General features: G+C 64.6%; 1 protein-coding gene. It reads right to left on the minus strand.

The genetic code is table 11. From position 1 onward, the window contains the following. A partial coding sequence (locus OGY07_RS00015) for an Ig-like domain-containing protein (RefSeq protein WP_286597882.1) occupies positions 1-347 on the minus strand: 347 nt, incomplete at both ends.

The following is a 347-nucleotide window of genomic DNA, read 5'->3' on the forward strand; positions in this document are numbered from 1 at the left end:
TCCGTAGTGCCCTGACCCAGCGGATTGCCATCGGGATCGCGAATGGTGACGGTGCTGCCCGGTTCGGCAGTGCCGGTGACCGTGGCGCCGTCATCGGAAACGTCAAGATTACCGGCTGGCTGCGGTGGAGTGATGTCCGGCGCGATGGTCGTCGACGGTGGGCTGGTCAGATTCACCGTGTCGGTGACGACAGCCGTTAAGATCTCGCCGTTGGTTTGCGGTGTGTCGAGCGTGACAGTAAAGCTACCGTCGGGCTGAACCAGCGCGGAACCGAGCGGCGTGTTGTCGCTGGCGTAGATGGTCACGGTAGTACCGGCTTCGGCGGTCCCGGTGACGGTGGCGCCGTC

Source organism: Citrobacter sp. Cs237 (genome assembly GCF_030332325.1).
GTDB classification, from domain to species: domain Bacteria; phylum Pseudomonadota; class Gammaproteobacteria; order Enterobacterales; family Enterobacteriaceae; genus Citrobacter_A; species Citrobacter_A sedlakii.